The 1,337-nt window shown below is 71.4% G+C and carries 1 protein-coding gene and 2 pseudogenes; 1 reads left to right on the top strand and 2 read right to left on the bottom strand.

Going from position 1 to position 1,337, the window contains the following annotated elements:
• A pseudogene (locus tag ACFKCF_RS61585) lies at positions 1-277 on the bottom strand (two-component sensor histidine kinase); the annotation flags it as partial.
• Positions 267-956 (bottom strand): response regulator transcription factor, encoded by a 690-nt coding sequence (locus ACFKCF_RS61580; RefSeq protein ID WP_394506788.1) that lies wholly within the window; start codon positions 954-956, stop codon positions 267-269. The gene ACFKCF_RS61580 and the pseudogene ACFKCF_RS61585, both read right to left, overlap by 11 nt.
• A gap of 93 nt (positions 957-1,049) precedes the next feature.
• Here ACFKCF_RS61580 and ACFKCF_RS61575 point away from each other — a divergent pair.
• Positions 1,050-1,337: pseudogene (locus ACFKCF_RS61575) on the top strand (L,D-transpeptidase); the annotation flags it as partial.

The following is a 1,337-nucleotide window of genomic DNA, read 5'->3' as shown; positions in this document are numbered from 1 at the left end:
CGATCAGGGCGCCGCCCTCGGTCGCCAGCGCGACCCGCTGGCCGCTCTGCCGGGCCAGCCCGCGCACGGTCTCCTCGACGCCGTCCCACCGCGGGTGGCTCGCCGCGTAGCCGAGCAACGCGTCGTTGACGCGGGCGTCGCGGGCGAGCGTCTGGCCCTGCTGATGCCGGATCTCGCCGGACGTGCTGCGCGCCGCCAGCCACGCGGTCGCCACGATCGAGCACACCGCGATCAGCACCGAGCTGGCGATCAGCCGTACGAGGAGACTATGGCGCATGGTCGGCGACCAGCTTGTACCCGACGCCGTAGACCGTGCGCAGCCGGACCGGCCGCTGCGGCTGCGGCTCGATCTTCTTGCGCAGGTTCTTCACGTGCGCGTCGACCGTGCGCTCGGTGATGAAGCGGTCGAAGCCGTGCAGGTGCTCCAGGAGCTGCGCCCGGGTGAAGACCCGCTCCGGCCACGCGGCCAGCGCCTCCAGGATGCGGAACTCCGCGGGTGTGCACTCGACCTCGCGCCCGTCCGCGAGCACCGTGTGCCGCTCGAGATCCACCGTGAGGCCGCCGACCCGGTACACCCCCTCGCCGCTCCGCCGTCCGGCCCGCCGCAGCAGCGTGCGCACCCGGGCCATCAGCTCGCGCGGGCTGTAGGGCTTGGTGAGGTAGTCGTCGGCGCCGAGGTCGAGGCCGAGCAGCAGGTCGTCCTCCGTCGAGCGGGCGGTCACCATCAGCACCAGCACGTCGGACTCGGCGCGCAGCACGCGGCACACGTCGAGGCCGTCGACGCCCGGCATCATCACGTCGAGCAGGACGAGGTCGGGGCGGCGAACGCGAGCCTGCTCGATCGCGGTCCGCCCGTCGTGGACGACGGCCACGGAGTGCCCCTCGCGCTGGAGATAGCGGCGCAGCAGCTCCGCCTGTTTGGGGTCGTCCTCCGCGACCAGGACATTCGCGCACATAACCTCCGAGCGTAGGCGACCCGTGACCGGCACCACGAGATCATCACATCGGCCTCACAGGTTCTTCACTTTTCTTGGCCAGCATCTTGCGACATGCGCCACGTCAAGATCTACACCGGCGCCCTGCTCGTCGCCGGCCTGATCGCCGGGACCGCCGCTTGCGGCTCGTCGAGCGGTGGCACATCGGGGACCAGCCCGTCCAAGACCGCCCAACCCGCCGCCGCCGCCGAACAACAGCAGCAGGGCGGTGCGGAGATAGCGACCGTACGGGGCCACCGGATCGCCGTGTACAGGCACAAGGGCGACAGCGCGGCCTGGAAGACGCTGTCCAGCCCCAACGAGATGGGCGCCACCCGGGTGTTCCTGGTCGACGCCAAGGAC

Source organism: Nonomuraea sp. JJY05, from assembly GCF_043496855.1.
Lineage (GTDB): Bacteria > Actinomycetota > Actinomycetes > Streptosporangiales > Streptosporangiaceae > Nonomuraea.
The sequence above is the reverse complement of the archived record's forward strand: the minus strand, read 5'-3'. Positions and strand labels throughout refer to the sequence as shown.

Coding starts and splice junctions, on each gene's coding strand:
- ACFKCF_RS61580 (WP_394506788.1), bottom strand. CDS start 956: ATGTGCGCGAATGTCCTGGTCGCGGAGGACGACCCCAAACAGGCGGAG.